Annotated in this window: 6 protein-coding genes and 1 pseudogene; all 7 read left to right on the top strand. The window is 66.8% G+C overall.

Translation table 11 applies throughout. From position 1 onward, the window contains the following. A pseudogene (locus ACTQWE_RS08125) lies at nucleotides 1–217 on the top strand (hypothetical protein); the annotation flags it as partial. 239 nt (nucleotides 218–456) lie between these two features. Further along, entirely contained in the window at nucleotides 457–1731 is a 1275-nt protein-coding gene (locus tag ACTQWE_RS08120; protein WP_441856924.1) for a Y-family DNA polymerase, read from the top strand. Nucleotides 1732–1742: 11 nt separating this feature from the next. After that, complete coding sequence (locus ACTQWE_RS08115; protein WP_197674338.1) at nucleotides 1743–2015, top strand: hypothetical protein; 273 nt, start codon at nucleotides 1743–1745, stop codon at nucleotides 2013–2015. Between the two features lie 98 nt (nucleotides 2016–2113). Beyond that, nucleotides 2114–3157: a glycoside hydrolase family 5 protein gene (locus ACTQWE_RS08110; RefSeq protein WP_170103150.1), complete on the top strand. Its 1044-nt coding sequence runs from the start codon at nucleotides 2114–2116 to the stop codon at nucleotides 3155–3157. Then, entirely contained in the window at nucleotides 3154–4023 is an 870-nt protein-coding gene (gene rsmI, locus ACTQWE_RS08105) for a 16S rRNA (cytidine(1402)-2'-O)-methyltransferase (RefSeq protein WP_441856925.1), read from the top strand. Before ACTQWE_RS08110 ends, rsmI begins: the two co-directional genes overlap by 4 nt. Nucleotides 4024–4198: 175 nt before the next feature. Further along, nucleotides 4199–5803: a methionine--tRNA ligase gene (gene metG, locus ACTQWE_RS08100; RefSeq protein WP_441856926.1), complete on the top strand. Its 1605-nt coding sequence runs from the start codon at nucleotides 4199–4201 to the stop codon at nucleotides 5801–5803. Nucleotides 5804–5807: 4 nt separating this feature from the next. Next, a complete protein-coding gene (gene rsmA, locus ACTQWE_RS08095) occupies nucleotides 5808–6728 on the top strand; it encodes a 16S rRNA (adenine(1518)-N(6)/adenine(1519)-N(6))-dimethyltransferase RsmA (protein WP_441856927.1) in 921 nt (306 codons plus the stop codon). The last annotated feature ends 1 nt before the right edge of the window (nucleotide 6729 follow it).

Raw genomic sequence — 6729 nt, 5'->3', positions numbered from 1 at the left:
AGATGTGTATAAGAGACAGCCCGGCGACCGCGGCGGCCAGCAGCCCGCCGACGGTGCCGGCAGCCAGCGCCCGCCCCGCGCGAAGGGTGCGTCCTCGCCGTCGGCCGAGGGCTCTGACAAGCCCAGGCGCCGCCGTCGCCATCGCGGCGGAGGCAAGCCGGGCGGAGACTCCTCCGCAAGGCCCTCCGGCAACGGCCCCAAGCCCTCCTCAGAGTAGAGTCGAAGCCCCGCGGGCCCCTTCGCCCGCGGGGCTTCCTCATGTTCCGGACGTCACGTCCTTCTCGACAAAAACAGCACAAGTGTTCTAATCGTTCGCGCGGCCGCACCTACCTGTGCCTGGTCCGCCCCGCGACGCGTCCCGGCGGACCGCCGGCGCGCGATGACGGAATTAATGTCCACTGGCACTTCCAAACTACGAACAGATGTTCTTAAATGGATGCTGTCGGAGGGGGAACGGTGGACACGTCGCGCAAGATCCTACACTGTGACATGAACGCCTTCTATGCGAGCGTCGAGCAGGCGGAGCGGCCGGAGCTCAGGGGGCGCCCGCTTGTCGTGGGCGGAAACGAGGAGCTCAGGCACGGCATCGTGCTAACGGCGAGCTACGAGGCCAAGCGTCGCGGCGTCAAAACGGCCATGGCGCTCTGGCAGGCGCGCCAGGCCTGCCCGGACGCGGTGATCGTCCCGCCGCGCTACGAGCTCTACCGTCGCTACTCGATGGCGGCGCGCCGCATCTACTACGACTACACGGACCTCGTGGAGCCCTTTGGCCCTGACGAGGCGTGGCTCGACCTCACGGGCTCCATCCACCTGTGGGGAGGCGACGTCCGCTCCGTCGCGGCCTCCATCTCCAACCGCATAAAGCACGAGCTCGGCATAACGTGCTCCATCGGGTACTCGTGGAACAAGATCTTCGCCAAGTTCGGGAGCGACCACGACAAGCCGGACGGCTACATGGAGGTGCTCCCGGACAACGCCTGCGACCTCGTGTGGAAGGCCCCGGTGGGAGACCTCCTCTACGTGGGGCCTGCCACGGAGCACAAGCTCAACCACTTCGGCATCTGGACCATAGGCCAGCTCGCCCGCGCAGACCCCGCGCTCGTCAGGCGAACGCTCGGCAAGCCCGGCCTCGTCGTCCAGGCCTTCGCCCAAGGCAGGGATGCGAGTCCCGTGCGACCGCTCGACCTTGCCATCACGGACACGGAGCGGGAGGTGAAGAGCGTGGGCAATGGCATAACCTGCCCTTTCGACGTGGAGGACGCGCGCACGGCTAGGCAGGTGGTCTGGCTCATGGGCGAGTCAGTCTCCCAGCGGCTCAGGCAGCTTGGCCTCATGGCGCGCACCGTATCGGCAACGGGTCGCGACTTCCGCACGCTCGCCTGCCACAGCCGGCAGGCCCGGCTCGACTGTCCCAGCAACATCACGACCGAGATATGCTCCCTCGCCGCGAGCCTCCTCGTATCGGACTGGGACTTCAGGTACGAGAAGATCCGCGCAATCGGGGTACGCGCGTCGAACCTCGTTCCGGCCATGCGTCCCGTGCAGCTCGACATCGAGGGGGTGGAGGAGAGACGCCTGCGACAGCGCGCGCTCGACGAGTCGATGGACGAGCTCAGGCACCGCTTCGGCAACCATGCGGTCAGGCGTGCGTCGGAGCTGCTCGACCCACGGCTCTCCGGTCTCGACCCCGAGCGCGACCACTTTACCCATCCCGTCTCGTACTTTGCGTGAGGTGAGCCCTTGTGGACGGCATAATCGACAGGAGGAAGCACTATGTTGAGGTCCTTTCCGAGACGGACGTGGAGGGGCGGGTCAAGCCCCTCGAGGTCATATGGGACGACGGGACGCGCTACAAGATCGACCGCGTGCTCGATCGGCGGCAGGCGCACTCGCTCCGCACGGGAGGGACGGGCATGCGCTACACCGTGCGCGTCGCGGGAAGGGACACCTTCCTCTACTACGAGGGGCCGCGATGGTTCGTCGAGGCGAAGGTGCCGCCGTCGTATCTTGGCTAGTCGTGGTGGCGCGAACGAAAGACGCCATTGTGCACCTTGCGTCCAGTGGAGCGGTTATACTCGAAAACAAAGGTCGTAGCTGCGACGATTGGGGATTCATGTCTGACAGGGCTTTACATGGGGTTAACCTTTCCGGTTGGCTTACGCTCGAGCCGTGGGTCTCTCCGGTCCTGTTCGCGGACTCCGGGGCCCTGGACGAGGAGAGCCTCGTCCGCTCGCTCGGCAAGCGCCACTATCGCGACCTCGTGAGCGAGCACAGGGCCGACTTCATAAAGCAGACGGACTTCGTCCATATCGCCGCACGTGGCTTCAACGCCGTCCGCCTTCCCGTTCCCTGGTATGTCTTCGGGGACGACGGCCCCGAAGCCGGCCCGTTCCTCGGCTGCATCGAAAAGGTGGACAAGGCATTCGACTGGGCGGACGAGATAAGCCTCAACCTCGTGCTTGTGCTGGACATCGCGCCAGGCTCCGCGAGCGACCAGACGTCTCTGGTGCGCAACCACGACGACTTCTCCCACTACCGCAACGACATGGTCTCCGTCCTCGGCATGCTCGCGAAGCGCTACGCCACGCGGGCGTCCTTCGCGGGCATCGAGGTGGCGGACGATCCCGCCGTGCAGGTGAGACATGGCCTCACGCTCACCGATGGCGTCCCGATCCACAGGCTCCGGAACTACTATCGCGATGCCTACGATGCCATCCGTCGCGAGGCGGGGGACGACGTCAGGGTCATCATTCCCGACGCCGGCGAGCCGGCCTCGTGGCGTCACTTCATGGCGCACGACCGCTACAAGAACGTGTGGCTCGACTGCCATCTCTACCACTACACGGACAGCGTCAAGACGGCCGGTCCGTCGGGCGTGAGGAGTCTCGTCAACAAGTCGCAGAAGTCGCTCCGCGCCGCAAGGAGGAGCGGCCTTCCCGTCATGGTCGGCAAGTGGTCCGCCGCCCTGCCGTTCTCGGACTCCATGACCACCCCGGAGGGGCGCATCGCCCTCGAGCGCGTCTACATCTCCGAGCAGCTCAATGCCTTCAGGGACTGTGACGGGTGGTTCTACCAGACGTGGAAGACCGACGGAAAGCTCTCGAGCTGGGACGCGAGGATCTCCCTCGCATCCTTCGAGCGAAGGATGCTGGCGTGAGCGCGGCGTCGCCGGGCGTGCTCAGCGTCGTGGGCACGCCCATAGGAAACCTCTCCGACGCATCGCCGAGGGTCATCCAGACCCTGAAGTCCGCCGACCTCCTGCTCTGCGAGGACACGCGTGTGACGAGCAAGCTACTCGGACGCTTCGACGTGCACGTCCCGCTTCAGCGAGCGGACGAGAACGTGCTCGACCAGAGGGTGGAGCCGACGCTCGAGCGGATCGAGGCGGGGGACCGCGTCGCCTTCGTCTCGGATGCCGGCATGCCGGGCGTCTCAGATCCCGGCCAGAGGCTGGTGGACGCGGCGCTCGACAGGGGGCTGCGCGTTGAGGTCATACCGGGCCCGTCCGCGGCCATCTGCGCGCTCGTCGCCTCCGGCCTGCCCATGGAGCACTTCTTCTTCGAGGGGTTCCTGCCGCGCAAGGCGGGCGCCATGCGGGCCAGGCTCGAGGAGCTTGCCGTCGTGCCCGGCGCGCTCGTGGTGTACGAGTCGCCGCATCGTGTCGCGGCGACTCTGGCACGCATCGCGGAGGTGCTTCCGGACCGCGACGTCGCCCTCGTCCGCGAGCTCACGAAGGTGCACGAGGAGTGCCTCCGGGGCCGCGCTCCCGAACTCGCCGCGCTCGTCGCTGAGAGGGACGAGGTCAGGGGCGAGTGCGTCGTCGTCATCGGTGCCCCCACTGAGGAGGAGCTCTCGGGAAGGCGCGCCGCGGCGAGCGGTAGAACCCAGTCTCTCGAGGAGGCGATACGCGCCGGCCTCGAGGAGGGCGAACCCAAGACCAGGCTCGCGAAGCGCCTTGCGAAGTCCTTCTCGCTCACGAAGGCCGAGGCCTACGACGCGATTCTGCGGGAGAGCGGGCGATAGCGCCGGGTCGTCCCATGGGCGCGCCCGCGCGCTCCCACGTACAGGTGGAGCAGATGTGCGCCCACAGCCTGCGCGAACCGCGCGAATGCACCTGAGTTACAATTGTCCATCGCGAACGTCGCGGCGACATGCGCCGTCGGCAAGCCAACCATTCCGTCATTAGGAGACCAGCACTATGGCAGACAAGCCCTCGTTCTTCATCACCACGCCAATCTACTACGTCAACGCGAAGCCGCACCTGGGAACCGCGTACTCCACGGTCCTGTGCGACGTCCAGGCGCGCTACCGTCGCGCCAAGGGCTACGACGTCAAGTTTCTGACCGGCATGGACGAGCACGGCGAGAAGGTCGAGGAGGCCGCCCGCGAGCACGGCATGGAGCCGCAGGAGTGGTGCGACAGCCAGGCGCCGTACTTCAAGGACCTCTGGAAGACCCTCGAGATCTCCAACGACGACTTCATCCGCACCACCGAGCCGCGCCAGACCCGCGCCGTCCAGTACCTGTGGGATCGCATGCGCGAGTCCGGCTACATCTACAAGGGCTCCTACGACGGCTGGTACTGCGTGCCCGAGGAGACCTATTTCACCGAGACGCAGGTCGCCCATGCGGACGAGGACCGTCACACCGAGGGCCAGCACCTCTGCCCCGACTGCGGCCGTCCCCTGGAGCGCGTGCAGGAGGAGTCCTGGTTCTTCAAGCTCTCTGCCTTCCAGGACAAGCTGCTGGCGCTCTACGACGAGCATCCCGACTTCGTGCAGCCCGGCTTCCGCATGAACGAGGTGCGCACCTTCGTCGAGGGCGGCCTGCAGGACCTCTCCGTGTCCCGCACGAGCTTCGACTGGGGCATCAAGCTCCCGTTCGACGAGAAGCACGTCACCTACGTGTGGTTCGACGCCCTGCTCAACTACATGACGGCCGTGGGCTACGGCGACCCCAGCGAGGCCGCGAAGAGGGAGCTCGCGTACCGCTGGCCCGCTCAGTACCACGTCGTTGGCAAGGACATCATCCGCTTCCACTGCGTCATCTGGCCCGCCATGCTCATGGCCATCGGCGAGGCCCTGCCCGAGCACGTCTTCGCGCACGGCTTCCTCATGGTCAAGAACGAGGAGACCGGCCAGGGCGAGAAGATGAGCAAGTCCCGCGGCAACGCCATCGCGCCGCAGGAGGTCATCGACCTCCTGGGCGTCGAGGGCTACCGCTACTACTTCATGACCGACGTCAAGCCCGGCGAGGACGGCGCCATCAGCTTCAGCCGCATGGAGCAGGTCTATAACGCCGACCTGGCCAACAGCTGGGGCAACCTCGTGAGCCGCGCCCTCAACATGAGCGTGAAGTACTTCGACGGCAAGAGCCCTGAGGTCCCGGAGGGCTGGGCAACGCGCCCGAACCCGCTCAGGGACGTGGCGCTCGGCATCGAGGGACGCTATGCCGCGCACATGGACAAGATCGAGTACGACGACGCGAAGGACGTCGTGATGGAGCTGGTCCACGCGGCAAACCACTACATCGAGGACTCCGAGCCCTGGAACGTGGCGAAGGACCCCGCCCGCGCGGGCGACCTGCAGGACATCATCCTGAACCTGCTCGAGACCATCCGCATCTGCGCGCACCTGCTCGCGCCGTTCATGCCCGAGACCTCCGCGGAGGCGCTGCGCCGCATGAGCCACGGTGACGAGGCGGCGACCGACGACCTTGCGGCCGCATGCGAGTGGGGCCAGCTCAAGGGCGGCCTTCCCGTGACCAAGGGCGACGCGCTCTTCCCCCGTCTGGCCAAGAAGTAGCCCCATGGCCCAGACGCCGTACTCATGGCTCGCCAACCCGTCCAGGACGCGCGAGGTCCTGGACGGGTTCGGCCTCTACACAAAGCACCGCCTCGGGCAGAACTTCCTGGTGAACGACTCCGTCATCGGTCGCATCCTCGGCCTGGCGGAGCTGGGCGAGAAGGACGTGGTCTTCGAGGTCGGGCCCGGCATCGGGACCCTTACCGTCGCCATGCTGCCGCATGCCGGGGCGGTGTGCTCCGTCGAGGCGGACAGGACCCTGCCGCCCGTGCTCGCACAGACCTGCGCGCGCGACTCCGAGCGCTTCGCGCTGCTCGAGGGCGACGCCCTCAGGGTCGACGTGGGGGCGCTGACGGATGCCGTTCGCAACCTTGGCATCGAGGGGCTCGACCCCGCCCCGACTAAGCTCGTCTCAAACCTGCCCTATCAGGTGGCGGCGACCATCATCCTGAAGACGTTCGAGCAGATGCCCACCATCGGGCGCGCCGTCGTGATGGTCCAGGCGGAGGTCGCCGACCGCATCTCCGCAAAGCCCGGCAGCAAGGCATACGGCGCCTACACGGCGAAGCTCTCGCTCCTGGGAACGGTGACCGGGCGCTTCGAGGTGGGACCAGGTAACTTCATGCCGCCCCCGCACGTTGACTCCGCCGTCGTGAGGATCGACCGCGACCCCGCGCGCGACCCCGCAACGGGAGAGCCCCTCGCCCCGGCGATGCTCGAGGCCACGAGAGGCGTGATCGAGGCCGCGTTCGCCCAGCGTCGCAAGACCATACGAAACTCCATGTCTTCGGCGGGCTACGCGAAGGACGCGCTGGATGAGGCGCTGTCCGCAACCGGCATTGAGCCGACGGCCCGCGCGGAGACCCTCGCGACCGAGGACTTCATTCGTCTTGCGGACGCGCTGTCACAGGTGGGGAAGGAGTAGG

Source organism: Parafannyhessea sp. LCP19S3_B1, assembly GCF_052121955.1.
GTDB lineage: Bacteria > Actinomycetota > Coriobacteriia > Coriobacteriales > Atopobiaceae > Parafannyhessea.
Note: the sequence above shows the minus strand (reverse complement) of the source record. Positions and strands in the feature narration are given on the sequence as shown.